Here is a 24,537-nt window from a genome sequence, read left to right on the forward strand (position 1 = left end):
TCGTTAGATCCTGGTTAATACTCTCGGACAGTGGGAACGCACCCGCTACGCTGGGAAACGGAATAACACCAATGGGGGCTGGCAAGGTGGGAAGCGGTGCCGGTGGGTTCTGACATGCGGGATGGGCAGACGCCGAAGGTCGTGCTGGTCACTGGAGCCAGCCGGTTCTTCGGCGGTAACGTCGTCGCCAAACTTGCCAAGGAACCCGACATCGACCGCATCCTCGCGGTCGACACCATGACCCCTGGACGTGAGCTGCGACGGCGCATGGGTCGTGCCGAGTTCGTTCGTGCGGATATTCGAAATCCCTTGATCCGTAAGGTCATCGATGGTGCGGCGGTGGACACCGTGGTGCACGCCGCGGCGTTGGCCCGCCCGCCGGCGGGCGGCGGTCGCGCGGTGATGAAGGATCTCAACGTCCTCGGTGCCATGCAGCTGTTCGCGGTGTGCCAGAAGGCACTGTCGGTGCGCAGGGTCGTGGTGCGCTCGTCGTCGGCGGTCTACGGTTGCAGTGCGAAGGATCCCGCGAAATTCAGCGAGGAAATGAGCGCGCGTACGCCGCCGCGCGGCGGGTTCGCGCGCGACATGATCGAAATCGAAGGTTTCGTGCGCGGGCTCGCGCGACGTCGGCCGGATATCGCGACAGCCATTCTGCGATTCGCTCCGATCGTGGGTCCGCGGCTGGCTAGTCGGGGAGTGCAATATCTGCGTTCGCCGGTAACGCCTACTGTTTTCGGCCGGGATGCCAGAATGCAGTTGTTGCATGAGGAGGACGCCATAACGGCGCTCACCCTCGCCGCGCGCACTACGCGCAGTGGTACCTACAACATCGCAGGTGACGGCGCGCTGTCGCTGTCACAAGCAGTTCGACGGACGGGCCGGGTCGAGTTGCCGGTGCCGTTCACCGTGTTCCGCACCGCGGGCCGGCTGTTGATGGGCCCGGTGATGCGCGAGTTCTCTGGGGAGCAGCTCGACTATTTCCATTTCGGTTGCGGTCTGGACACCACGCGAATGCGCGCCGAACTCGGGTTCGTGCCGCGCTGGACGACGGTGCAGGCGTTCGACGACTTCATCGGGGGCGCAGCGTTGCGGCCCGTAGTCGATCCAGCATGGATCGACGCCGCAGAAAACAAACTGCTCGGCCTGCTCGGGGCCGGTACGGGAGCTCAGCAATGAACGATGTAGCGAAGGTCATTCCACTGCACGATGTGCACCTCGAGGCGCGCCAACGGCCGATCCCGCGGCGCTGGCCCGAGGTCTCGTCGCGCGTGTCCGGGCCGGGCGGGGTGACATCGCTGACCGAACGTCTCGCCGCCGTCGAGCCGCCCGCACCGCAATCGCTGTCGAGCCTGGTGCGCGGCGCGGTCGGCAAGCAGATCGGCAAGACCGCCGAGTTCGCCCGCCGCCGGCTCTCCGGCGAGTACCAAGTCGACGAATTCGGGTTCGACGAGCACCTGCTGGAATCGGTCGTTCTCCCGGTACTGCGCCCGATCTCGGACCTGTGGTTTCGGGTGCAGGTCAACGGGATGGAGAACATCCCGGAGGCGGGTGGCGCGTTGATCGTCGCCAACCACGCGGGCACCGTGCCGTTGGACGGTCTGATGCTGCAACTGGCGGTGCACGACCGGCACCCGAAACAGCGCGCGTTACGCCTGCTCGCCGCGGACCTGATCTTCGAGATGCCGGTGCTCGGCGTGCTCGCCCGCAAGGCGGGTCATACCTTGGCCTGCCGTGAGGACGCCGAGCGTCTGCTCCGCTCCAGCGAGCTGACCGGCGTTTTTCCCGAAGGCTTCAAGGGCGTCGGCAAGCAGTTCGCCGACCGCTACAAGTTGCAGCGCTTCGGCCGCGGCGGTTTCGTCGCCGCGGCGGTGCGCACCGGCGTACCGATCATCCCGTGCTCCATCGTCGGTTCCGAGGAGATCTACCCGAAGCTCGCCGATCTGAAGCCGCTGGCCCGGCTGCTCGGCCTCCCGTATTTTCCGGTGACACCGCTGTTCCCGCATTTCGGCCCGCTCGGTGCGGTACCGCTACCGTCGAAGTGGTACATCGAGTTCGGCGCCCCGATCCCGACCTCCGGCTACGAGCCCGAAGCGGCCGACGACCCGATGACCATGTTCGAGGTCACCGACCAGGTACGCGAGACCATTCAGCAGACCCTGTACAAACTGCTCACGAAACGCCGTAACGCGTTCACCGGGTGAGGAATCGTGTCGGCAGGGCGAACGTGCTTGTCCGACTCGGGGCCGTGTGCGGTGGTGGGATGGGCTAGGTGTTGTCGCGTCGTCGGGTGACTGCGGCGGCTACGGCGCCGCCGGCGGCTCCGAGGGCGAGCGCGGTCGGCACGCCGATCTTGGCGGCCTTGCGCCCGGTGCGGAAGTCGCGGATCTCCCAGCCTCGGTTCTTGGCCACCTCGCGCAGATCCGAATCCGGGTTGATCGCGACGGCGGTGCCGACCAGGGAGAGCATCGGCACGTCGTTGTGGCTGTCGGAGTAAGCGGTGCACCGCTTGAGGTTGAGGCCCTCGCGAATCGCCAGTGTGCGTACCGCATGTGCTTTGCCGAGACCATGCAGGATGTCACCGACCAGGCGCCCGGTGAACTTCCCGTCCACGCTTTCGGCCACGGTACCCAACGCGCCGGTGAGGCCGAGTCGCTTCGCGATCACCTGCGCCAACTCGACCGGCGTCGCGGTCACCAGCCAGACCTGCTGGCCCGCGTCCAAGTGCATCTGCGCCAGCGCGCGGGTGCCCGGCCAGATCTTGTCGGCGATGATCTCGTCGTAGATCTCCTCGCCGAGCGCGGCCAGTTCGGTGGTCGGCCGCCCGGCGATGAACGCCAGCGCTTTCTCCTTGCCGCTGGCCATGTCGGTGCTGTTCTCCTTACCGGTGACCCGGAACTTCACCTGTTTCCACGCGACGTCCACCAGATCAGAGGTCTTGAAATACTTCCGCGCGGCCAGGCCGCGCGCGAAATGCACGATCGACGCGCCCTGCACCATGGTGTTGTCGACATCGAAGAACGCCGCGGCGGTCAAATCGCCCGGTGCCTCCGGACGGGGCGTCTCCGCCTCCCCGGCGGCCAGTTCCGCGTCGTGCAGCGTCAATGCCGCGTCGGCGCTCGCCTCACCGGCCAGGTTGGCGCGCAATTCCTCTTCACTCGGCCCGAATGGGCTGCGTGAGATGCGGGCGAGCTGATCGTGCAGACCCTGGCCCATATGGGTCAGATTCCACCGTGCCGGAAACTCGCCGAACCGTCCCGCAATGAATCCGGCTTTTGCCACCCTCGATTGTTCCGGCACCAGTACCTCCGCCCGTCGCGCGAATCACGTCCACAGTAACCGGATCCGCCGACAGTCACGGCGGAAGGCGGCGCGCGACACAATGGCGAAGCGTGTGTGTCGCCTTCGGGGTGCGGGAGCGCCCGCATTGCACAGTAGGCGGCGCGCGACACAATGGCGAAGCGTGTGTGTCGCCTTCGGGGTGCGGGAGCGCCCGATTAAATATCTCCCATGACTCATCCCACACATTCGGTGACATTGCTGACACGAGCGGGCTGCGGCTTGTGCGTGATCGCGTTGCGGCAGCTGCGGACGATCTGCGCCGAATTCGGCATCGAGCCGGGGACCGTGGACGTCGACGAAGCCGCCGCTACCGACCCTGGCCTGCGCACGGAATACGGAGACCGGCTTCCTGTCGTGCTCCTCGACGGCCGTGAACACAGTTATTTCGACGTCGATGAGACCCGATTGCGGGCGGACCTGAAACGCTGAGTGATGCCGTTCGCTACCCGTTTCGGCCGCTGTGCTGGTCGCGGCGGAAAATGAGGCCAACTTCACCGACTTTGTGCAGGGCTTCACAAGCAGTTACGGTGGTGGCACGTGACCCGCATACCCAGGATGCGGAGCCGAGCTGAAATCCGAAACTTCGACCGTGGCACCGGACCGTCCCGGGCCAGAGGTCGAGCGACGAGCCGGCGCCCACCAAGGCCGGAACGAGGAGCCGACGACGTGACAGAGCAGCATGAGACGCCGGGCGGCGTCTCCGGCAGGGCTCTGCAAAAGGACATCCCGCAGGCCACCGTCGCGCGGTTGGCCACCTATCTCCGAGTCCTCGCCATGTTGGCCGACGACGGTGTGGCCATCGTATCGAGTGAGGAACTGGCTGTCGCGGCGGGTGTCAATTCGGCCAAATTGCGCAAGGATCTGTCGTTCCTCGGGCCCAACGGTGTCCGCGGCGTCGGCTATGACGTGGCCAAGCTGCGGTCGAGAGTCGAGGATGTGCTCGGTCTGTCCGAGGGCCATCGCGTCGTGCTTGTCGGCGCGGGCAATCTGGGCCGTGCCCTGGTCGGCTACCGCGGGTTCCAGCGACGCGGGTTCACCGTGGTCGGCATGTTCGACAACCACGCAGACGTGATCGGCATGTCGGTGGCAGGTCTGGTGGTACGCGATGTCGCCGAGTTGGCACTGTCGGTCGCCACCTTGGCGCCGACCATCGCGGTGATCACCGTTCCCGACGACGCGGCGCAGGACGTGTGTGACCGGCTGGTCGAATCCGGGCTGCAATCGATTTTGAGTTTCGCTCCCTGCGAGTTGGTCGCTCCGGCGACGGTCGAGGTCCGCCGGGTGGATTTGGCCGTCGAGATGCAGATGCTGTCGTTCGAGCGGGTACGCAACGGCGAACCGGCTCCGTTACCGGAGGTGGTGCATGCCGGGTCTGGGCGCATCGCCCGGCATCTCCCGCACTCCGACGGCAACACAGCAGGCACTCAGACACTCGGCAGCCCCGCATACGGCAACGGAGCCAAGCAGCAAGGGATCGGTGGTCACACCATGAGTGAGCGCAGCGAGCGAATCAACCAGCACGGCGTGGGGCGGACGACTGTGCCGAACGAGAGCGAGGCACGGGCATGAGCATTCTGCTCGTCGGCATCTCGCACCGCAGCGCGCCGGTAGCGGTACTGGAGAAGGTGGCGGTCACCGATACGGATCGGCCCAAGTTGATCGATCGCTTACTCTCCTCGAGTCACGTGTCCGAGGCGATGATCGTCTCCACCTGCAATCGTGTCGAGGTCTACGCGGTGGTCGACGCGTTCCACGGCGGCCTCGCCGAGGTTGGCGACCTGCTGACCAAGTATTCCGGACTTCCGCTTCCCGATCTGACCAAGCACGCCTATGTCCGCTATTCGGAAGCCGCCGCCGAGCACTTGTTCGCGGTGGCCAGCGGGCTCGACTCGATGGTGGTCGGCGAACAGCAGGTGCTCAGCCAGATCCGCGGCGCCTATGCCTCCGCCGACGCGCAGCAGGCGGTAGGGCGGACCCTGCACGAGCTCGCGCAGCACGCGTTGCGGGTCGGTAAGCGGGTGCACTCCGAGACGGGTATCGACCGAGCGGGCGCGTCAGTGGTGTCGGTGGCGCTGGACCGCGCCCAGCACGTACTCGGTCCGCTGGCCGGGCGGACCGCCGTCGTCGTCGGCGCCGGCGCCATGGGCAGTCTGGCGGTGGCGCATCTGTCGCGCGCGGGGATCGGCCGGATCATCGTGCTGAACCGCACGATGGCGCGGGCGCGCCGGCTTGCCGAGACCGCACGCACGCACGGCGTCGAGGCCGACGCGAGAGAGTTGTCCCGGTTGACCGAGGCGATGGCCGCGGCCGATGTGGTGATCACCTGCACCGGTGCGGTCGGTGCGGTGGTGACCCTTGCCGACACCCATCGGGCGCTGACCGAACGGGAGCGTGGCGAATTCGCCGCTGTCGAGCGGCCGTTGGTGTTCTGCGATCTCGGCCTGCCCCGCGATGTCGAGCACGCCGTGGCCGGATTGCCCGGCGTCACGGTCATCGACATCGAGACATTGCAGCGCGATCCCGCGGCGGGCGCTGCCGCTGACGACACCGCGGCCGCGCGCTCGATCGTGGCCGACGAACTCGCCAAGTATTTCGCCGGTCAGCGGATGGCGGAGGTCACCCCGACTGTCGCCGCGCTACGCCAACGCGCCGCGGAGGTGGTCGAGTCCGAACTGCTCCGCCTGGATTCGCGGCTACCCAGTCTTGCCGACCCGGAGCGTGACGAGGTCGCCCGCACTGTACGGCGCGTGGTCGACAAGCTGTTGCACGCGCCGACGGTGCGGGTGAAGCAACTGGCCTCCACGCCGGGCGGTGACAGCTACGCCGAGGCGCTGCGCGAGCTGTTCGAGCTGAAACCCGGTGCGGCGCAGGCGGTCGCCGCACCGATGGAGATCGCCGCGCTCCCCACCGGGCGCGCCGACCTGACACTGGCTGACGGCGAGATCGCCTTGGCCGACGACTTCACCGCCGGACATCGCGGCGAGGAACAGGGGCAGATGGCATGACCATGGTGCACGAGGAAGGCAGCGTGACAGTGAGCAGCGCACGTGCGCCTTGGCGGATCGGCACTCGAGGAAGCCTGCTCGCGCTCACTCAGGCGGGCACGGTGCGCGACGCCCTGGTCGCCGCGGGGCACCCTGCCGAACTGGTCGTGATCAAGACTGCCGGTGACCTGTCGTCGGATCCGGTGCAGCAGATCGGCGTCGGCGTGTTCACTTCCGCGCTGCGAGACGAGCTGGCCGCCGGTGCGATCGACATCGCGGTGCATTCCTACAAGGATCTACCGACCGCGCAGGATCCGCGCTTCACCATCGCCGCCATTCCGCCCCGCGAGGATCCGCGGGATGCCCTGGTGGCGCGGGACGGACTTGTGCTCGGCGAGTTGCCCGCGGGAGCCAAGGTCGGCACGTCCGCACCGCGGCGCGCGGCTCAGTTGCGGGCGTTGGGGCTGGGCCTGGATGTCGTGCCGCTGCGCGGCAACCTGGACACGCGGCTGCGCAAGGTCAGCGAGGGTGAGTTGGACGCCGTCGTGGTGGCCAGGGCCGGCCTGGCCCGCATCGAGCGGCTGGACGCGGTCACTGAGGCACTGGAGCCGGTGCAGATGCTGTCTGCCCCGGCTCAGGGCGCGCTCGCGGTCGAATGCCGCAGTGACGACGCCACGCTCATCGAGATTCTCTCCGGCCTGGACGACTCGGCCACCCGCGCGTCGGTGCTCGCCGAGCGGGCGCTGCTGGCCGAGCTCGAGGCAGGCTGCACCGCGCCGATCGGTGCACTCGCCGAGGTCGTCGAGTCGCTCGACGATGAAGGACAGATCCTGGACGAGCTCTCGCTGCGCGCGTGCGCGGCGGCCGTCGACGGGTCCGATGTACTGCGGGCGTCGGTGGTCGGCGCCCCTGCGGAGGCGGTGGAACTCGGCCGTGCGCTGGCTCGCGAGCTGCTCGATATGGGCGCGCGCGACCTTCTCGCCGCCGACTCGGGCGACGGTCCCCGCACGCAGGCGGTGAGTTCGCCCGCCACAGACTTGCCCAACCCAAGCCCAATGGAGAACAGCCAATGAGCGAGCGCAGCGAGCGAATCATAGGCACCGTGCCTTCGGGCATGCCGGAGCCGAGCGCAAGCGAGGTGCCGGCATGAGTGGTCGAACCCGGAGGCGGCAGCGGAGCGTGACCACGGAGGGTTCCGCTCATGCCAGGAAGGACCAGGGCATGAGTGGTCGAACCCGGAGGCGGCAGCGGAGCGTGACCACGGAGGGTTCCGCTCATGCCAGGAAGGACACAGCATGAGCCGAGCCACCAAGAAGCACCCCGGTCGGATCCTCTTCGTCGGATCGGGTCCCGGTGACCCAGCGCTGTTGACCGTACGGGCCCGTGAGGTGATCGGGCGGGCGACGCTGGCGTTCACCGACCCCGATGTCGACAAGGGCGTGCTCGCCCTGATCGGTGCCGCGGTAGAGCCAGGCCCCGACGGCGAGCGCCCGGTCGATGTCCGGCCCGCGCTCGGCGAACCCGCCGAGGTCGCCAAGACCTTGATCGCCGAGGCGCGCAACGGACACGACGTGGTCCGGGTGGTCGCCGGGGACCCGCTCACCACCGATTCGGTGATCACCGAGGTCAATGCCGTCACCCGGTCGCACATGATCTTCGAAGTGCTGCCCGGTCTGCCCAACGGGTCGGCGGTCCCCAGTTACGCGGGTATCGCGCTCGGCTCCGGGCACACCGAGGCCGACGTGCGCGGGGAGGTCGACTGGGCCGCACTGGCGGCCGCTCCTGGTCCACTTGTGCTGCACGCGACGTCCGGGCATCTGGCCGAAACCGCGAGCGCCCTGGTCGAGCACGGTATGGCGCCGCAGACCCCGGTCGCGGTGACGGTGCGCGGCACCACCCGGCAGCAGCGCACCATCGAGGCCACCTTGGCCACGCTGAACAGCGCGGCCTCCGAGCTGGTCGGTCCGCTGGTGGTGACCATCGGCAAGGTGGTCGCGCACCGCTCGAAGATGTCGTGGTGGGAGTCTCGCGCGCTGTACGGCTGGACCGTGCTGGTGCCGCGTACCAAGGATCAGGCCGCCGAGATGAGCGAGCGGCTGGTTACGCACGGCGCCATTCCGATCGAGGTGCCTACCATCGCGGTCGAGCCGCCGCGCAGCCCGGCGCAGATGGAGCGGGCGGTCAAGGGCCTGGTCGATGGGCGCTACCAGTGGGTGGTGTTCACCTCCACCAACGCGGTGCGCGCGGTATGGGAGAAGTTCGCCGAGTTCGGTCTGGACGCACGGGCGTTCTCCGGTGTGAAAATCGCCTGCGTCGGCGAGGCCACCGCGGAAAAGGTGCGGTCGTTCGGTATCAACCCCGAGCTGGTTCCCAGCGGTGAGCAGTCCTCTGAGGGCCTGCTTGCCGACTTCCCGCCGTACGACGACGTTTTCGACCCGGTGAACCGGGTGTTGCTGCCCCGCGCGGACATCGCCACCGAGACGCTGGCGGAGGGCCTGCGGGATCGCGGTTGGGAGATCGACGACGTGACGGCCTACCGGACCGTGCGCGCGTCGCCGCCGCCCGCGGAGACTCGCGAGATGATCAAGACCGGCGGCTTCGACGCGGTCCTGTTCACCTCGTCCTCCACCGTACGCAACCTGGTCGGCATCGCGGGCAAGCCGCATGCCCGCACCATCGTGGCGTGCATTGGTCCCAAAACCGCCGAAACCGCCATCGAGTTCGGCTTGCGCGTCGACGTCCAGCCCGAGATAGCTCAGGTCGGTCCGCTGGTCGAGGCGCTGGCCGAGCACGCTGCTCGTCTTCGTGCCGAAGGTCTGCTGCCGCCACCTCGCAAGAAGAGCCGACGTAGCCGCTGACCCGCGATACTCGAGGGACCCGGCCCAGCCGCGGCGCGGTTCGATGCCGACCGAATCGCGCCGTCCGGCAGCAAGTTCGAGGCCGGATAGGCCACCGGAGAATAACGCCACTCGCGTCAGGCCGGTGGCTTCCTCGGGTGGGTTGGTACGCGCTGCTGAGCGCCCTACCGGGCGTCAGTGCCGCTTGCGCATCAGGGTGCGGACCATGGTGCAGGTGGCCGAGGACGGCAGGCGAATGCCGATTACTTCGGCCGTGTGGCGGATCCGTTTGTCGGTGGCGTAACTCGGGGCATAGACGCCCGAGTCGAGTAGGGCGATCGCCAGGCGCATCGCCTTCAGACGGCGGTTGTGCATGACGTACCACGCGCGCGGACGCCCAGCTGGCAGCGGGCGCTTCTGCAGCGGGGCATAGGGGCGGTCGATGAGAACAGTCGTCGGTGTGCGCACTGGTACCCTCCCGTGGCGATCGGGGGCGGTGAGCCCCCTCGAACGTACCTTCGATTCTACCGTGTGACACCGACAAACCTGCCGCTCACAAGGGGTGTGACCCCTTGGCGTCGGGGCTGCTCAAAGGTCGTGCAGCAGCCGCAGCGACTGTGGATGGCCGAGTGCGGCGGCGCGCTCGAGCCACTGTTTCGCTTCCTGTTGCGCCGGCGTCCGGTCGGTGGCGGTCGCGGCGGCGTAGCGCACCTCGGGGTCGGCGAGATCGCCGGCGAGGAATGGGGTGCTCTGTTCGCGCAGAAACAGCGCGAGGTGGAACATCGAGTCCGGGTCGCCCGCGCTCGCGCCCCTGCGCAGCCACCGTTCGCCCTCGATCCGATCCCCCCGGTCGAGATGTAGGGCGCCGAGCACCGCCATCGCATCGGCCCTTCCTCGGCGCACCGCCTCGGTGAGTAGGTCGATCGCGTGGTCGAAGGCGCCGCGGCGCGCCACGTGCAGGCCGAGACTGCGCATGGCCGTGGGGTTTCCGGCGCGCACCGCGCGTTCGTACCAGTGCTCGGCCTCGTCGTTACGGCCTCGCCGATTGGCGAGCACTCCCATATTGCACAGTGCTTCGGGCAGTCCGAGTTCGGCCGCAGGCCGCAACCATCGCTCGGCCTCGTCGAGATTTCCGCGCTCCAAATGCAGTAAACCCAGTTGCTGCCCCGCCAACTCGCTACCGCGCGCGGCGGAGTTCTCCAGCCAGCGCATTCCTTCGCCAATCCGACCATCGGCGCCCAACAGCGTGCCGAGTGTCGTCATGGCGCCCGCGCTGCCGCCCGCGGCGGCGCGGCGCAGCCAGAGTTCGGCGCCGGCCGCGTCGCCCGCGTCCCACAGCGCCTCAGCGCGCCGCTCCATGGCGACGAGTTCGATCTCGGTCGGCGGTCTGGCGTTCGCATGCCGCGCGTGGTGGTCCGATGCGGGTTCAGCGTCGCTCGGCCAGGTCGGTTCGCCGGTCAGCGTCCAGGTCGGGGGGAGCGCGTCGATGTCGTGGGGTTGCGTACCGGGAATCAGCAAGGTGTAGACCGGCGTGCTCGGAGGCTTGGCGGTCATACGGAGCGAGAGCGGCCAGCCGCGCAGCATGGTGTGCAGCATTCCGGCGCGGCGCGGGTCGATGTCCCAGTGCAGGCGGGCGCGCAGGACCTCCGCCACAGTCGGCGGATCGATTGGCTCGGTCATGTCATCGTCCCTGGTTGCGTCCGGCCGTTTCGGATCCCGGACGGGTGACCGGGTACCCGCGATCGCGCGCGTACGCGGTGAGCTGCGCGTCGAAGCTGCTCAGGCTGTTCAGCAGCCAGGTGTGGCCGGAGTCCTTGACGACCACGATCGGTCCTCGGGTGCCCGGTGGGAGCGTGGGCAACACGCCGTGGGTGTACCAGGACGTGGTGGACCAGGGAAACAGGAAAGCCCAGCCGAGATCGACGACCCGTTGCGGCGGCCCGAGTTGCAACGGGTCCGCGGCGGTCGCGTATTTCGCGCCGTGGCCGGTGAGTAGGTGGCGCGCGTTGTTGCGGGCCACCCGCACGTCCAGCGGCCCGGTAGTGGTATTCGGGAACGGTAGCTGTGCCTCGGCCCTGCTCAGCAGTAACGTGCCCGCCCCAGGCGCCACTTGACACGGCCTGCTCTGCAGTCGCACGAAAACGGTGTGCGCGATACCGGAGAAACGTAACCCGACGATGGCGTCCTCGGTGCTGCCGACCAGGTGACTGCCACTGCTACGCGCCAATTCGCGGCGGTCGGGAGGCATACCGAGGGCGCCGAAGGCGGCGTGCGCGTGGCGCATGACACCGGGCTCGGCAAACTGTCTTGCGACGAACTCGACCCGGAAGACCTGCGCAGTGTGGTCGGTGGCCCGCCAGGCCCGCAGCGTGGTGGCGGGCGGAGGTAGGTCGCCGGTCAGCACCGGCCACCATTCCGAGAGCAGCGCCGCCGCCCACGACTCGAAGTCGGCGGCTCTGGCCAGCGAGATATCGATGTATGGATCGGTCATGCTGTCCCCCATGGGGTCTCGCCTCAGTGGGAGTATGCGCCTTCGACCTGCGTCGCATGTGCGATTTCCACACCATTACCGGCGGGCGGCGTGCGGTCTCGACGACCGCGACCCGCGCTGCCGATCTCGTCGCGACACGATCACCGCCTCGGATCAGCCGTGCCGCGCCGAAGCCGTAGGCGCTGGGCGATCGCGACAGTCGATCCCACCGGGCGTATCGTGCGATTCATGACCGGAATGGACCGCCCGCGGCGGTTACGGCGTACCCCCGCGCTGCGTCGTCTCGTGGCCGAAACAACACTGGAACCACGGCAATTGGTGTTACCGATGTTCGTGGCAGATGGTCTGGCCGAACCGCGCGAGATCAGCTCGATGCCGGGGGTCGTGCAGCATTCGCTGGACTCGCTGCGTAAAGCCGCCGTCGAGGCGGTCGCGTCGGGTGTCGGCGGCCTCATGCTGTTCGGGGTGCCGCGTCCGGCGGACAAGGACGCCATCGGCAGTATGGCCAGCGATCCGCAAGGCATTCTCAACCGCGGCCTGCGTGCGCTCGCCGACGAAGTAGGCGATTCCACCGTGGTCATGGCCGACACCTGTCTGGACGAGTTCACCGATCACGGCCATTGCGGCGTGCTCGCCCCCGACGGCACCGTGGACAACGACGCGACCCTGGACCGCTACGTGGACATGGCGCTCGCTCAGGCCGACGCGGGCGCCGATCTGCTCGGCACCAGCGGGATGATGGACGGCCAAGTCGGCTCGATCCGGCGCGGACTGGACGCGGTCGGGCGCACCGACACCGGCATCCTGGCCTACGCCGCGAAATACGCCTCGGCGTTCTACGGACCGTTCCGCGAGGCCGTCGCGTCGTCGCTGGAAGGCGACCGTCGCACCTACCAGCAGGACCCGGCCAATCGTCGGGAGTCGATCCGTGAGCTGGATCTGGACCTGGCCGAGGGCGCCGATATCGTCATGGTGAAACCGGCCATGTCGTACCTCGACATTCTGCGCGATGTCGCCGATCGCTCGACCGTCCCGGTCGCCGCCTATCAGATTTCGGGGGAGTACGCGATGATCACCGCCGCCGCCGAGCGCGGCTGGATCGATCGCCGCGGCGCTGTGCTCGAGTCGCTGATGGGGATCCGCCGGGCGGGCGCGGACATCGTGCTCACCTATTGGGCGACCGAGGCCGCGCACTGGTTGTCGTGACGAATATGCCGGGACCGCCCGGTGCGCGACCCACCAGGGCCCCGGTGCCGGTGGATGTCGGTACCGCGCGGCATTTGTGGTGGGGTGTGGTCGGATTCGGCGTCGTACAACTGATCGCGTCGATCATCGCGGCGCTGTCGCAGCGGCACACCTTCGCCAAGGAGGTCTTCGACCAAGCCAAGGCGCAGAACCCGCAGGTCACGATGGCGAGTGCGGAGCTGATGGTCACGCTGGTGTATGTGGTCGTAGTGCTGATCGGGCTCGGTGTCGCCGCGCTCGCGATCGCGATCGTGCATCAGTTCGCGCGCGGCAAGCTCTGGGCCCGCACCGTGTTGACGGTCCTCGGCAGCTGGGTGGTAGTGCTCGGCGTCGGCGCGCTGTTCGCGATCGACGCGGTGACCGGTGCGGCGTCGTTGATCGCGGGCGCCGCCGCGATCGTGCAGGCGGTGCTTGCGGTCGGAGCGATCTATCTCTCGCACCGTCCGGAGTCCACCGCGTATCTCCACTCGAGTCAGCGGTGAAGCGCTGGGCGGAACAGGTTCCCGGTTTGTCGGAAACGGGTCGGGAGGTATCGTGAGGGTTGTCACAGCGGACACGGGAACCGGTAGTCGCTGCTCAGGCGGTGTTTTACGTTTGCGCGAGGGAAGTCGGCGGCAGGCTCCGGAGGATCGGAGGCATCGATGCGCGTGGTGATCCAGCAGCCGCACGGTATTCGACGGGACCTGGCCATCTTGAGCTTGCTGATCCTGTTCGGGATACTCACCGTGGGTGTGCTGCTACTGCCCAGCTTGACTCGCTGATTCTGCTTTGCCGCGTGCGGCTCTGCACTGCCGTGGTGTGTCCGGCGTGACCGATGCGACCACCCTGTTCGCCGAACCGGGCGCTCACTGGCGCGCGGTGTCGTACGGGCCGGTTCTCTGTCTCGGCATTCTGCTTCTCGAACTCGTCGCGGGTAGTTCGGTGCACTGGTTCGCCCTCGTCTTCTGCGCGGCTTCGATCGCCGGTTTCGTTGCACTGCAAGTGGTCGCGGGTAGGCGGCATGTCAGTGTCGAACTCACTGGAACGACGCTTCGTGAAGGCACCGAATCGGTGCTGGTGAGTTCGATCGCCGAGGTCTTCTCGGAGCACGACGACGACACCTGGAATGATGCGGAGTGGGAGTCGGCCAGGGCGCTCGGTGAATTGACCGGCGTGCCGCGCCGCCGCACCGGCATCGGGCTGCGGCTGACCGATGGCACATCGGTGCAGGCGTGGGCCAAGGATCACAAGGCCCTGCGTGCGGCGTTGACCCAGGTTGTACATCGAAGCGAGGATGGAGCGGACCGTTGAGGCGTTGGATCATCGCGGTGATCGTCGAACTGGGTGTGATCATGCTCGCGCTGGTGGGGGCGGGGCTGAGCTGGCGCCGCGGCATCCACGTCACCGACTTCGCGCCGCTCGGCGATTCGCCCGGATTCGCGGCTATCCGGTACCTCGCGCCCTGGTTGCTGCTGGCCGCGGTGCTCGTCACGGTAGCCGGTGTGTTCGCGGTCGACGCAACGGCCAGACTGGTCCACGGACTCCGTGGACCTACTGGAACCGGACATTGATTCACGCCGGGCCGTCCGGGTTGTTCGTTCGCGCCGAACACGGATACATCCGGTCGCGGCCACCCCACCCGCGCCACTGACCAGCTCGATCACGTGTGCCCGGTGGCTATCGGAGTCGCCGCCTGCCGGCTCAACGGCACCTGACTTCGCACCGTCGAATCGCGGCGCCACACCCGCCGGGGTACCGTGCGACCGCGCAGCGCGTCGGCTCGGGCGTGCAGCTCGTAGACCGCGCGTTGTGGGGAATCTTTCTGCGGCCGTTAGTATTTCGGCCGTAGTTGGAAATGCTTCGATGAAGGAATGTGTGTGATGAACCGGTTCGCTGTCAAGATCTCTGCCGCGTTTGCCGTGGCCGCCGCCCTCGGAATCGGGGCAGCGCCCGCGGGCGCGAATCCAGGTCTTGCGCTGGAGGACCCGACCTCCATCGATGCACCGATCCTCGTGCCGGACTCGGGTTCCGCGGGCCCGTACAACGCATTTATGTGCCACCTGCACACCATCTCGGCGCAGGCGCCCTGCATGTACACCTGACGGATTGCCGTCGGCGCCCGCTCAGCCCCAGTTCTGGTAAATATCCAGCACGCGGCCGTCGCGGGTGCCGGGGGCGTTCAGGTAGAGGGTGATCGTCCCGTCCGGTCGGTTCGCCGCCTCGAGCATCACCTGGCGGAGCGAGGCATGCACGCCACCGTTGTGATCGCGGTAGATCGCGGTGTCGCTCTTGAGGCCCGCGCCGATCCGGTCGAGCGGGACGACCATGGTGACCAGCGCGGGAATCGGTCCGCCGGCCAGCGCTTTGGTTTCTGCGTGGTCGAGGCGCACGCCGACGCGCCCTTGGTCCAGCTGCTCGATCGGTTCGACGGCGCCGGCCGAACCGGCGCCCAGCGTCACGATGGCGCCGACAACCGCAGTAAGCGTAGCCGCGCTGACGATGGCAATCCGCATGCAGACCCTCCCAGCCGATGGACAATGTGTCCCGACAGTACGCACCGGCAATCGGCCAGCGATCTATATCCGCGCAAACACCGCATCGGCGTGTTGCCGACTCGTTGCGGCCTGCGTCACTCCACTACACCCTGTCGTCGGGCCGTTTCGCGGGGGCTGAGAGACTGAATGACGTGAGTTCTTCTCCGCGCGTGACCAGTGCATCGGTGCTGGTTTCCGCTCAACTCTTCGACCGGGCGAGTTCGTTGATTCCGGGTGGCGTCAACTCTCCGGTGCGGGCTTTTCGATCCGTCGGCGGCACCCCGCGATTCATCGCCTCCGCCCACGGCGCCACGCTCGTCGACGTCGACGGCAACGAGTATGTGGACCTGGTGTGCTCATGGGGGCCGATGATCCTCGGACACGCGCATCCCTCCGTTGTCGAGGCAGTGCGGCGCGCGGCGGTCGACGGATTGTCGTTCGGTGCGCCGACCGAGGGCGAGGTCGAACTCGCCGAGGCCATCGTGGACCGGGTCGAGCCGGTGCAGCGGGTGCGTCTGGTGAATTCCGGTACCGAGGCCACGATGAGCGCGGTTCGGCTCGCCCGCGGCTACACCGGCCGCACCAAGATCATCAAGTTCGCCGGTTGCTACCACGGTCACGTCGACGCGCTACTCGCCGACGCGGGCTCCGGCGTCGCGACGCTCGGGCTGCCCACCTCGCCCGGCGTCACCGGCGCTCAAGCCGCCGACACCCTGGTACTGCCCTACAACGACCTCGACGCCGTGGCAGCGGCGTTCGCCGCGCATCCAGGTGAGATAGCCTGCGTGATCACCGAGGCCGCGGCAGGCAACATGGGCGCGGTCGCGCCGCTGCCCGGGTTCAACGCGGGCCTGCGCGCACTCACCGCCGAGCACGGCGCGCTGCTTGTCATGGACGAGGTGATGACCGGGTTCCGGGTCAGCCGCGGGGGCTGGTTCGGCCGCGAGGGCGTCGCGGGTGATCTCTACACTTTCGGCAAGGTGATGAGTGGCGGCCTGCCCGCCGCAGCGTTCGGTGGTCGCGCCGAGATCATGAACCACCTCGCTCCGCTGGGCCCGGTCTACCAAGCGGGCACGCTGTCTGGTAATCCGGTCGCGGTGGCGGCGGGGCTCGCCACGTTACGTGCGGCCGACGACGCCGTCTACGCCGCGCTCGACCACAACGCGGCACGGCTCGGCGGTTTGTTCCGCGAGGCGCTGACCGAGGCGGGGGTCGGGCATCAGGTCCAGTTCGCGGGCAATATGGTGAGCGTGTTCTTCGCCGAACGCCCGGTCACCGACTATGCCGCCGCCAAGGGGAGTCAGACCTGGCGCTACCCAGCGTTCTTCCACGCTCTGCTCGATAGCGGCGTGTACGCGCCGCCGAGCGCGTTCGAGGCGTGGTTCGTCTCCGCGGCGCTCGACGACAACGCGTTCGACCGTATCGCCGCCGCCCTGCCCGCCGCCGCACACGCGGCTGCGGCCGCCACCCCCGAAGGATCCCGCGCGTGAGCCCCGATCTCGATCAGCCTGATGTCGCCCAGCGCGAGCCGACCAAGCCCAGCACCGGCGTCGCCGAGCCGGGTCCCGCCGATTCGAGCGCCGGCGAGGCAGCATCGGTGTCCACTGCGGATGCGGCGGACGGGCCGGCCGCCGACCCGGTGCCTTCCGGAACCGCGTCCACGGTGGCGAGCGCGACCACCGCACCGGTTGTCGACACGGGTGATTCCGGCAGCGGCGCGGCCGGCCCGGTCGCCGATCTCGGCACGGACGCGATCGTGATCGACGCCGGTGAGCAGTTCGCTGCCGCTGCCGCGGCGACCGAACCCGATGATGTCCGGTCCGAGACCGCCGGTGCCGACGCCGCTGGGTCGACCGTCGTCGACGCGGGTGCCCATTTCGCCGCCGCCGCGGCATCGAACGTCGAGGTCGTCGCACAGACTGAAGACCACGAGCAGCGGCGCTCGGCCGGACCGTCCGAGGAGATCGCGGCCGGCGCAGAGGACGGCGTCGCGGCAGGCAAAGGCGTTGCCGTCGAGAGTGCCACCACTTCGGCCCACGCCATCGATCGCAACGTCGCCGGAGATGACGTGACAGAACGCGGCGCAACCGCACCCACGGCCACCGGAGGTGAGCGCTCCACCGCGGACCCCTTCGAACGTGGTGCCGCCGAGAGCGGAAACGCCGAGCGCGATCGAGCCCAAGGCGACGCCGCTGCGCCTACCGACAGCCCGGCGCGGGTCGTCGAGCAGGGGCACGACGCGGGCACCGCGCCGGTCGAGACGATCGTGCACGTGCTGAGACACGGCGAAGTGCACAATCCGAACGGGATCCTGTATGGACGGCTGCCCGGCTTCAGCCTCTCGGTGGCGGGCCGGGCGCAGGCCGGTGCGGTCGCGCGGGCACTGGCTGATCACGACATCGCCTTGGTGATCGCGTCCCCGCTCCAGCGGGCGCAGGAGACCGCCGAGCCGATCGCCACACCGCACCATTTGATCGTGCGGACCGATGAGAATCTCGTCGAGGCCGGCAACACCTTCGAAGGACTGCGCGTCTCGGTCGGCGACGGCGCATTACGCAAACCACGGCACTGGTGGAAGTTGCGCGACCCGTTCACCCCCTCTTGGGGGGAGCCATATCTGCAAATCGCACACCGCATGTTGGCCGCGGTGAACAAGGCGCGGGTCGAGGCCGCCGGTCGCGAGGCGGTGCTGGTATCGCATCAGTTGCCGGTGTGGACGTTGCGGCGATTCCTGCAGGGGCAGCGGCTCTGGCACGACCCACGGCACCGGCAGTGCTCGCTCGCCTCACTGACCTCGCTGGTCTACCACGGCGACACACTCGTCGACATCGTCTACTCCGAGCCCGCGGGTGGTTCGGACCCTTCGGTACACGGCGCATGATCCGCCCCACCTCCGCCAGCACCCCGCCCGCGGCAATGGCGCCGATGCGGCGGGTGCTACCGGTCCTGCTCGCGTGCGTGGCGCTGATCGCCGCGCTCGCGGGCTGTTCGACCGGTTCGGACGCGGTGGCATCCGGCGGTACCTTCGAGTTCGTCTCGCCCGGTGGCCAGACCGACATTCGCTACGACCCGCCAGCGGCGCGCGGCACTATTGGCCGGCTGGCGGGCGCCGACCTGATGACCGCGGGCAAGACCACCTCGATCGAGGACCACGCGGGCAAGGTCGTCGTGCTCAATCTGTGGGGCCAGTGGTGCGGTCCGTGCCGCGCCGAAGCGCCCGCTCTGGAAGCCGTTTACGAGGCGACCAAGGACAAGGGCGTCGCGTTCATCGGTATCAATGTCCGTGACCCGCAACAGGACAAAGCCCAGGACTTCGTGGTCGACAACAAGGTCGGCTACCCATCCATCTACGATCCGTCCATGCGCACGCTGCTCGCGCTCGGCGGCAGTTTCCCTACCAGTGTCATCCCCACCACCCTCGTCCTCGATCGGCAACACCGGGTCGCCGCGGTTTTCCTGCGGTCCCTGCTCGCCGAGGATCTGCGGCCGGTGGTGCAACGTCTCGCCGCGGAGGAATCACAGTGAATCGCGACCGTCGTACCCGTAACCCGCGTGCCTGTCGGCCACGGCAGGGTCCCCGACGAATCAGTGGCGGCTGGGCTGTGGACGACCGGTGGGCGGGCATCGCCACCGTGCCGCGCAGCGTCGCCGCCGATTCACTTCTGGAGTTCGTCGTGCTCGACGTCATCGAGCAGCCCGCCCGCACCGAGCGGAAGGTGTCGTTGCTCCGCGGTGCCGAGCAAGCGGCCGAGCGGGCACCCGAGGAGGAATCGGTGTGAGATCCGAGGGCGCAGCGTCGCCGCGAACCGGGGAGGCCAGGTGATGGTGCTCGCCGGTGTCGGGGAGTCGTTCCAGCAGACGGCGGCCTCCGGGCCGCTGCTGCTGGCGCTCGGCGCGTGCCTGCTCGCGGGACTTGTGTCGTTCGCTTCGCCGTGCGTCGTGCCGTTGGTGCCCGGTTACTTGTCGTATCTGGCCGGCTTGGTTGGTGCCGAGGCGCCACCGGCGACGGTCGCGGAGGCGACGAAAGGCCGCGCGGCGCACTCCGGTTCAGTTGTCGTCGCGGACGCGGCTGCTCGGGGTTCGCGGGCGGGACGGATGCGGGTCGCCGGCGCTGCCGGACTGTTCGTCACCGGGTTCACCGTGGTCTTCGTGCTCGCCACCGCCACCGTGTTCGGCGTCATCCAGACGCTCAATGTGAATCGTGAACTGTTGCAACGGATCGGCGGCGTGGTCACGATCCTGATGGGACTGGTGTTCATCGGCCTTGTTCCCGCGCTGCAACGCGACACCAGGATGGAGCCACGCCGACTCACTGGCATCGTGGGCGCGCCGCTACTCGGCGGAGTGTTCGCACTCGGCTGGACGCCGTGCCTCGGCCCGACGCTGTCCGGCGTGATGGCGGTGGCCGCGGGCACCGACGGGACGACTGCCGTGCGCGGCGTCGCGCTGATCGTCGCCTACTGCCTCGGCCTCGGGCTGCCGTTCGTCGTCTTGGCGTTCGGGTCGGCCAGTGCGCTGCGCGGGGTCGGCTGGCTGCGCCGCAATTCCCGCACAATCCAGATCATCGGGGGCATCCTGCTGGTCGCGGTCGGTGTCGCCTTGGTCACCGGAGCGTGGGACCAGTTTGTCGCCTGGGTACGCGACGGGTTCGTTTCCGAGGTGATCTTGCCGATATGACCGTGACCGACCATCCGGCGACCGCAACTCCCGCGCCGCAGCGGCAGTCCGTACTGGGGCGCGCCTGGGCATTCGTGCGTAACACCTGGCGCGGGCTCACCAGCATGCGCACCGCCCTGGTGCTGCTGTTTCTGCTTGCCTTGGCGGCCATTCCGGGCGCGGTGCTGCCACAGCGCAGCCTCAATGAGCAGAAAGTCGCCCAGTACATCGCCGATCGGCCGACGCTCGGTCCGTGGATGGATCGGTTCGAGCTGTTCGACGTGTTCTCCAGCTTCTGGTTCACGGCTGTCTATGTGCTGCTGTTCATTTCGCTGGTCGGCTGCATCCTGCCACGCACGCTCGACCATTACCGCGCGTTGCGTACCCCGCCGGTGCGGGCGCCGCGCAATCTGACTCGCCTACCGCACCACTATTCGGGCGATGCCGCGCAGACGCCGGAAGACGTGATCGCGCACGCCCGCACCCAGTTGCGCGGCTGGCGCACCCAGGTCCGGCCAGGGACGCGCGACGGCGAGGTGGCGTTGTCGGCCGAGAAGGGTTACACCCGCGAACTCGGCAATCTGGTTTTCCATCTCGCGCTGGTCGGGCTGCTGATCGCGATAGCGGCGGGCAAGTTGTTCGGCTACGAGGGCAGTGTCATCGTCCTGGCGAACAACGGCCCTGGTTTCTGTACCACGTCGCCCGCGGTGTTCGACTCGTTCAAGGCGGGCAACGTCAACGACGGCACCGGGATGTCGCCGATCTGTGTGCGGGTCAAAGACTTCAAGGCCGACTACTTGACCAACGGCCAAGCCGAGATGTTCACCGCGGGTATCTCGTATCAGGCGGGCGACGACCTACGCACGAACACGTGGCGCGATACCCAGGTGCAGGTCAACCACCCGCTGCGGGTCGCGGGGGATCGGCTCTACCTGCAGGGCCACGGCTACGCCCCGACCTTCACCGTCACCTTCCCCGGCGGCCGGACCCGCACCGAGTCCATCCAGTGGCGCCCCGACGACGCGTCGACCTTCTTGTCCAGCGGCGTATTGCGAATCGACCCGCCCGGCGGCATGTACGCCACCGAGGAGGAGCGCCGCAAGAATCAGATCGCGATCGAGGGCCTGTTTGCTCCGACCGCCCTGTTCCACGGGACGCTGATGAGTTCGGCGTTCCCCGCGATGAACGACCCGGCCGTCGCGGTCGACATCTATCGGGGCGACACCGGCCTGGACACCGGCAAGCCGCAGTCGCTGTTCGCGCTGGACCCCGAGCAGGTCAAGCAGGGGCGGCTGACCAAGGAGGCCAGGGTGAACCTCCGGCCCGGCGAGTCGACCACACTGCCCAATGGCACCAAGGTCACCTTCGACGGCGCACAGGAGTTCGTGAACCTGCAGGTGTCGCACGATCCCGCACAGCAGTGGGTACTGGTCAGCGCACTGCTGATGATGGCGGGTCTGCTGGTCTCGCTGCTGGTGAAGCGTAGGCGGATCTGGGTGCGGGTCTACCCGGCCGAGAACCGGCCGGGTACCGTTGACCAACGACATACTGTAGTAGAGATGGGTGGGCTCGCGCGGACCGACCAGGCCGGCTGGGGTGGTGAGTTCGATCGGCTGCGTGGGCGCCTGTTCGGCGAGCAACCCGAGGACACCGCGACCACCACGGTGCGCGGCGCCGAAACCACGGGAGAGTGACCATGCCGATCGACGAGACCGTCGCCAGATACAGCGATTTCGCGTTCAAGACCGCGATCGTGGTGTATGCGCTGGTCATGGTGCTGCTGATCTGGCAGTACGCGACAGCGCGCAGCCGTCAGGTGGCCGAGCGCGAGCTCGTTCCGGTAGGGGCTGCGCCGTCGGGACCGGGCCGGATCGCCGAGCCAGCATCGAAGTCGCTATCGGAGCGACTGGGCAATACGGCATTCTCGGTGCTGATGGTCGCCATCGTGCTGCACGTGGTCTCGATCGTGTTGCGCGGCGTCGCCGCGCACCGCTTCCCGCTGGGCAACATGTACGAGTTCGTCACCATGGCGACGGCCGCCGCCGTGCTCGTCGGGGTGCTGTTGTTGCGCGAGCAGCGCTATCGCGCGATGTGGGTCTTTCTGCTCGTGCCGGTGCTGATCCTACTGTTCCTCGCGGGCACCGTGCTCTACGCCGATGCCGCGCCCGTGGTGCCCGCGCTCAAGTCCTTCTGGCTGCCGGTACACGTCACCATCGTCAGCGTCGGCAGCGGCGTGTTCCTGTTCGCGGGCGTGGCGAGTCTGCTGTTCCTGTACCGCCTGCGCCAGCCCGAAGGCCAGGAGTCGACCACCATCCTCGGGGTCGTCGCCCGTCGCCTACCCGATGCTCGCACCCTCGACCGCCTCGCCTACAAGGCCACCATCATCGGCTTCCCGCTCTTCGGCGCCGGCGTCATTCTCGGCGCCATCTGGGCCGAGGCCGCGTGGGGCCGATTCTGGGGCTGGGACCCGAAGGAGACCTGTTCCTTCATCGCTTGGGTCCTTTACGCCGCCTATCTGCACGCCCGCGCGACCTCCGGCTGGCGCGACACCAGGGCGGCGTGGATCAATGTCGCCGGGTTCGTCGCGATGCTGTTCAACTTGTTCATCATCAACATGGTGATCTCGGGATTGCATTCATACGCTGGGCTGAACTGATACGGGCTGACCTGCTCATTCGACCGTTCGGCGGGCTACTCGCTGTCGGCGTTTGGATCCTCGGCACGCAGTGAGTACGCAGTAGCCCCGAGCCGGTCCTCGAGTACGCCGCTGACTGCCGCTCGCGTCGTCTCGTCGGCATCAAGCCACAAGTGGGCGTAATAACGCAAGGTGGTTACCGCGCTGCCGTGCCGCACACGGGCCTGCACGGTCTTGATGTCGGCGCCCTGGCGGATCAAGAGCGAGGCGTAGTAGTGGCGCAGGTCTTGGAAGCTGAAACCTTTTGGAAAACCGGCCGTGCGACACGCGGAACCGTTAGCCGACCGTGCCGCGTGCCTACCGAGTTTTGATGGAAAATCCCACTTCGTGGCCTATTTGTCACATGAGGCGCCTACCCGGTAACAGTAGGGGTACCTCCGTTGGAGCGTGCGAGAAGGAGGTAGGACTATGACTGCGGTAATGCCAGCAGCCGGACCGGTGCGTGTGCTGACTCTGGATGAGGTGCGTGCAGAGCTGGTTCGACTCACCCTTGAAGTTGAGCGACGGAGTTGTAGCCTTGCCGAGTTCAAGGAAAGAGGCGAGCGCTGGGAGCTCGACTCTGACGATCGCGCACTGCTAACCGAGATTCTGAGCTTGGAGTACTTCCTCGCACGCGATCCGCGTTGATCGAGCTTGAGCATCAGGCGCATGAATTCGCGAAGCAGCTGACAGAGACGGTGCAGTTCGTCGCGGGACCGGACACCCCCGGATTCGCTGCGACGGCAGTTCTAGAACTGAACATGTTCCGAGTCGCGCAAGTGCCTGAATCTGGCGTCGTACTCTGCGACGAGACCGGCCCGCTTCTGCGCCTGGCGGTCGAGTACATGTGCACATGGGATGGCTACGAGCGGTACCTGGCTGTCGATCGGTCCAAGATCCATGTCTTTGTCGAGCCCAATGGCCGCCAACCTCTGTTTCGCTACGAATTCGACCGGAGGACTACTGACGCCCTGCCCTCGGCGCACATTCACTTTCACGGTGAGCACAGCGAGCTGGAAGCTGCCATGCGTGCATGTGGTGAAAGCACCGCGCGAGCGAAGCGCCGACGTCGAGGAAAGACGAAGTCGCTTCTGACCGACCTGCATTTTCCTGTCGGTGGGACTCGTTTCCGGCCCTGCTTGGAGGACGTCATGCAGATGGTGATCGAAGAGTTTGGTATTACCCCGCGGGGAGGGCCAGTTGCTACGACGTACCGCCAACTCGCAGAGCGTCGAGAGCATTGGCGACGTCTTCAAATCGCAACGTCAGTGCGTGATGCGCCAGCTACGGCGGCCCGGGTCTTAATACTGCAACGTCACTCGCGTGGATTGGTGCTGGTAGACCTGTCGGGTGATGTTGGATCGGCTGGTGGCTGAGCTGGATTCGTTGATGGTGCGGATCGGGGACCGGTTTTGCCGTTCCGAACCGCGGGCTAGGGCGCGGGAGTATGTGTCGGGGCTGGTCGCGGGTCTGGAGCGGAAGAACGGCTGGACTCTGGCTGAACGCGCTGGTGAGGTGTGCCCGAACGGGATGCAGCGGTTGTTGCGCAAAGCCGACTGGGATATCGGCGGTGTGCGTGACGAGGTGCGTGAGTATGTGGTGCAGCATCTCGGCGACTCAGAGGCCGTGGTGATTGCCGATGAGACGGGGTTCCTGAAGAAGGGCGTGAAATCGGCTGGGGTGCAACGTCAATACTCGGGCACTGCGGGCCGCACCGAGAACTGCCAGATTGGGGTGTTCCTGGCGTATGCCTCACCACGCGGGCACGCCCTGATCGATCGGGAGTTGTATCTGCCCG

General features: G+C 67.6%; 27 protein-coding genes and 1 pseudogene. 22 read left to right on the forward strand and 6 right to left on the reverse strand.

The genetic code is table 11. The features are described 5' to 3' along the window. The first annotated feature begins 114 nt into the window (after nucleotides 1-114). Both AB0C34_RS11415 and AB0C34_RS11420 read left to right on the forward strand, forming a co-directional pair. The gene (locus AB0C34_RS11415) at nucleotides 115-1,176 is read left to right on the forward strand and encodes an NAD-dependent epimerase/dehydratase family protein (RefSeq protein ID WP_357070159.1); all 1,062 of its coding nucleotides are present in this window, start codon (nucleotides 115-117) and stop codon (nucleotides 1,174-1,176) included. After that, nucleotides 1,173-2,201 (forward strand): lysophospholipid acyltransferase family protein, encoded by a 1,029-nt coding sequence (locus tag AB0C34_RS11420; RefSeq protein WP_357069981.1) that lies wholly within the window; start codon nucleotides 1,173-1,175, stop codon nucleotides 2,199-2,201. Before AB0C34_RS11415 ends, AB0C34_RS11420 begins: the two co-directional genes overlap by 4 nt. Before the next feature lie 64 nt (nucleotides 2,202-2,265). Here AB0C34_RS11420 and AB0C34_RS11425 read toward each other — a convergent pair whose 3' ends face one another. After that, nucleotides 2,266-3,213, reverse strand: coding sequence for an HAD-IB family hydrolase (locus tag AB0C34_RS11425; RefSeq protein WP_357070161.1), 948 nt, complete (start codon nucleotides 3,211-3,213; stop codon nucleotides 2,266-2,268). A gap of 294 nt (nucleotides 3,214-3,507) precedes the next feature. Between AB0C34_RS11425 and AB0C34_RS11430 the strand changes: the two genes are divergently transcribed. From AB0C34_RS11430 to AB0C34_RS11450, 5 genes are all read left to right on the forward strand, one after another. Then, nucleotides 3,508-3,768, forward strand: a complete 261-nt coding sequence (locus AB0C34_RS11430; RefSeq protein ID WP_357069983.1) for a glutaredoxin family protein — start codon at nucleotides 3,508-3,510, stop codon at nucleotides 3,766-3,768. 237 nt (nucleotides 3,769-4,005) lie between these two features. Beyond that, nucleotides 4,006-4,908, forward strand: a complete 903-nt coding sequence (locus tag AB0C34_RS11435; protein ID WP_357069985.1) for a redox-sensing transcriptional repressor Rex — start codon at nucleotides 4,006-4,008, stop codon at nucleotides 4,906-4,908. Continuing rightward, the gene (locus tag AB0C34_RS11440) at nucleotides 4,905-6,344 is read left to right on the forward strand and encodes a glutamyl-tRNA reductase (protein WP_357069987.1); all 1,440 of its coding nucleotides are present in this window, start codon (nucleotides 4,905-4,907) and stop codon (nucleotides 6,342-6,344) included. Before AB0C34_RS11435 ends, AB0C34_RS11440 begins: the two co-directional genes overlap by 4 nt. Then, nucleotides 6,341-7,396 (forward strand): hydroxymethylbilane synthase, encoded by a 1,056-nt coding sequence (gene hemC / locus AB0C34_RS11445; RefSeq protein WP_357069989.1) that lies wholly within the window; start codon nucleotides 6,341-6,343, stop codon nucleotides 7,394-7,396. Before AB0C34_RS11440 ends, hemC begins: the two co-directional genes overlap by 4 nt. 222 nt (nucleotides 7,397-7,618) lie before the next feature. Then, complete coding sequence (locus AB0C34_RS11450; protein ID WP_357069991.1) at nucleotides 7,619-9,181, forward strand: bifunctional uroporphyrinogen-III C-methyltransferase/uroporphyrinogen-III synthase; 1,563 nt, start codon at nucleotides 7,619-7,621, stop codon at nucleotides 9,179-9,181. Nucleotides 9,182-9,355: 174 nt separating this feature from the next. Here AB0C34_RS11450 and AB0C34_RS11455 read toward each other — a convergent pair whose 3' ends face one another. The 3 genes from AB0C34_RS11455 to AB0C34_RS11465 all read right to left on the reverse strand — a co-directional run bounded on the left by AB0C34_RS11455 (nucleotide 9,356) and on the right by AB0C34_RS11465 (nucleotide 11,651). After that, nucleotides 9,356-9,628, reverse strand: coding sequence for a hypothetical protein (locus tag AB0C34_RS11455; RefSeq protein ID WP_357069993.1), 273 nt, complete (start codon nucleotides 9,626-9,628; stop codon nucleotides 9,356-9,358). Between the two features lie 120 nt (nucleotides 9,629-9,748). Continuing rightward, on the reverse strand, nucleotides 9,749-10,840 hold the full coding sequence (locus AB0C34_RS11460) for a tetratricopeptide repeat protein (RefSeq protein ID WP_357069995.1): 1,092 nt from the start codon (nucleotides 10,838-10,840) through the stop codon (nucleotides 9,749-9,751). Nucleotide 10,841: 1 nt separating this feature from the next. Next, on the reverse strand, nucleotides 10,842-11,651 hold the full coding sequence (locus tag AB0C34_RS11465) for a hypothetical protein (RefSeq protein WP_357069997.1): 810 nt from the start codon (nucleotides 11,649-11,651) through the stop codon (nucleotides 10,842-10,844). Nucleotides 11,652-11,879: 228 nt separating this feature from the next. Between AB0C34_RS11465 and hemB the strand changes: the two genes are divergently transcribed. The 5 genes from hemB (at nucleotide 11,880) to AB0C34_RS11490 (ending at nucleotide 14,977) form a co-directional block, all read left to right on the forward strand. Further along, nucleotides 11,880-12,857 carry a porphobilinogen synthase gene (hemB, locus tag AB0C34_RS11470; RefSeq protein ID WP_357069999.1) on the forward strand — a complete coding sequence of 326 codons (978 nt, stop codon included), beginning with the start codon at nucleotides 11,880-11,882 and terminating at the stop codon, nucleotides 12,855-12,857. A 5-nt stretch (nucleotides 12,858-12,862) separates the two neighbouring features. After that, entirely contained in the window at nucleotides 12,863-13,378 is a 516-nt protein-coding gene (locus AB0C34_RS11475; protein WP_357070001.1) for a hypothetical protein, read from the forward strand. A gap of 325 nt (nucleotides 13,379-13,703) precedes the next feature. Beyond that, nucleotides 13,704-14,186 (forward strand): hypothetical protein, encoded by a 483-nt coding sequence (locus tag AB0C34_RS11480; RefSeq protein ID WP_357070002.1) that lies wholly within the window; start codon nucleotides 13,704-13,706, stop codon nucleotides 14,184-14,186. Continuing rightward, nucleotides 14,183-14,446, forward strand: coding sequence for a hypothetical protein (locus AB0C34_RS11485; protein ID WP_357070004.1), 264 nt, complete (start codon nucleotides 14,183-14,185; stop codon nucleotides 14,444-14,446). The genes AB0C34_RS11480 and AB0C34_RS11485 overlap by 4 nt, the downstream gene beginning before the upstream one ends. A gap of 309 nt (nucleotides 14,447-14,755) precedes the next feature. Beyond that, complete coding sequence (locus tag AB0C34_RS11490) at nucleotides 14,756-14,977, forward strand: hypothetical protein (RefSeq protein WP_357070006.1); 222 nt, start codon at nucleotides 14,756-14,758, stop codon at nucleotides 14,975-14,977. Nucleotides 14,978-14,998: 21 nt separating this feature from the next. Here the strand turns inward: AB0C34_RS11490 and AB0C34_RS11495 are convergent, their stop codons facing one another. Beyond that, a complete protein-coding gene (locus AB0C34_RS11495; protein ID WP_357070008.1) occupies nucleotides 14,999-15,388 on the reverse strand; it encodes a hypothetical protein in 390 nt (129 codons plus the stop codon). 173 nt (nucleotides 15,389-15,561) lie between these two features. On the opposite strand from AB0C34_RS11495, the gene hemL reads away from it, so the two are divergent. From hemL to ccsB, 7 genes are all read left to right on the forward strand, one after another. After that, nucleotides 15,562-16,899, forward strand: a complete 1,338-nt coding sequence (gene hemL, locus AB0C34_RS11500) for a glutamate-1-semialdehyde 2,1-aminomutase (protein ID WP_357070010.1) — start codon at nucleotides 15,562-15,564, stop codon at nucleotides 16,897-16,899. A gap of 773 nt (nucleotides 16,900-17,672) precedes the next feature. Further along, complete coding sequence (locus tag AB0C34_RS11505; protein WP_357070163.1) at nucleotides 17,673-18,290, forward strand: histidine phosphatase family protein; 618 nt, start codon at nucleotides 17,673-17,675, stop codon at nucleotides 18,288-18,290. A gap of 44 nt (nucleotides 18,291-18,334) precedes the next feature. Then, nucleotides 18,335-18,934 carry a TlpA disulfide reductase family protein gene (locus AB0C34_RS11510; RefSeq protein WP_357070165.1) on the forward strand — a complete coding sequence of 200 codons (600 nt, stop codon included), beginning with the start codon at nucleotides 18,335-18,337 and terminating at the stop codon, nucleotides 18,932-18,934. Between the two features lie 77 nt (nucleotides 18,935-19,011). After that, nucleotides 19,012-19,188, forward strand: coding sequence for a hypothetical protein (locus tag AB0C34_RS11515; protein ID WP_357070012.1), 177 nt, complete (start codon nucleotides 19,012-19,014; stop codon nucleotides 19,186-19,188). Between the two features lie 43 nt (nucleotides 19,189-19,231). Next, nucleotides 19,232-20,086: a cytochrome c biogenesis CcdA family protein gene (locus AB0C34_RS11520; RefSeq protein WP_357070167.1), complete on the forward strand. Its 855-nt coding sequence runs from the start codon at nucleotides 19,232-19,234 to the stop codon at nucleotides 20,084-20,086. After that, nucleotides 20,083-21,759 carry a cytochrome c biogenesis protein ResB gene (locus AB0C34_RS11525; RefSeq protein WP_357070014.1) on the forward strand — a complete coding sequence of 559 codons (1,677 nt, stop codon included), beginning with the start codon at nucleotides 20,083-20,085 and terminating at the stop codon, nucleotides 21,757-21,759. The genes AB0C34_RS11520 and AB0C34_RS11525 overlap by 4 nt, the downstream gene beginning before the upstream one ends. A 2-nt stretch (nucleotides 21,760-21,761) precedes the next feature. After that, a complete protein-coding gene (gene ccsB / locus AB0C34_RS11530; protein ID WP_357070016.1) occupies nucleotides 21,762-22,721 on the forward strand; it encodes a c-type cytochrome biogenesis protein CcsB in 960 nt (319 codons plus the stop codon). Nucleotides 22,722-22,756: 35 nt separating this feature from the next. Here ccsB and AB0C34_RS11535 read toward each other — a convergent pair. Continuing rightward, nucleotides 22,757-23,053: pseudogene (locus AB0C34_RS11535) on the reverse strand (tyrosine-type recombinase/integrase); the annotation flags it as partial. Between the two features lie 115 nt (nucleotides 23,054-23,168). On the opposite strand from AB0C34_RS11535, the gene AB0C34_RS11540 reads away from it, so the two are divergent. From AB0C34_RS11540 to AB0C34_RS11550, 3 genes are all read left to right on the forward strand, one after another. Continuing rightward, the gene (locus tag AB0C34_RS11540) at nucleotides 23,169-23,387 is read left to right on the forward strand and encodes a hypothetical protein (protein ID WP_357070018.1); all 219 of its coding nucleotides are present in this window, start codon (nucleotides 23,169-23,171) and stop codon (nucleotides 23,385-23,387) included. Continuing rightward, nucleotides 23,384-24,115, forward strand: coding sequence for a hypothetical protein (locus AB0C34_RS11545; protein ID WP_357070020.1), 732 nt, complete (start codon nucleotides 23,384-23,386; stop codon nucleotides 24,113-24,115). The genes AB0C34_RS11540 and AB0C34_RS11545 overlap by 4 nt, the downstream gene beginning before the upstream one ends. Then, a partial coding sequence (locus AB0C34_RS11550) for a transposase (RefSeq protein ID WP_357070022.1) occupies nucleotides 24,090-24,537 on the forward strand: 448 nt, incomplete at its 3' end. The genes AB0C34_RS11545 and AB0C34_RS11550, both read left to right, overlap by 26 nt.

This window comes from Nocardia sp. NPDC049220 (assembly GCF_040647855.1).
In the GTDB taxonomy this organism is placed as follows: domain Bacteria; phylum Actinomycetota; class Actinomycetes; order Mycobacteriales; family Mycobacteriaceae; genus Nocardia.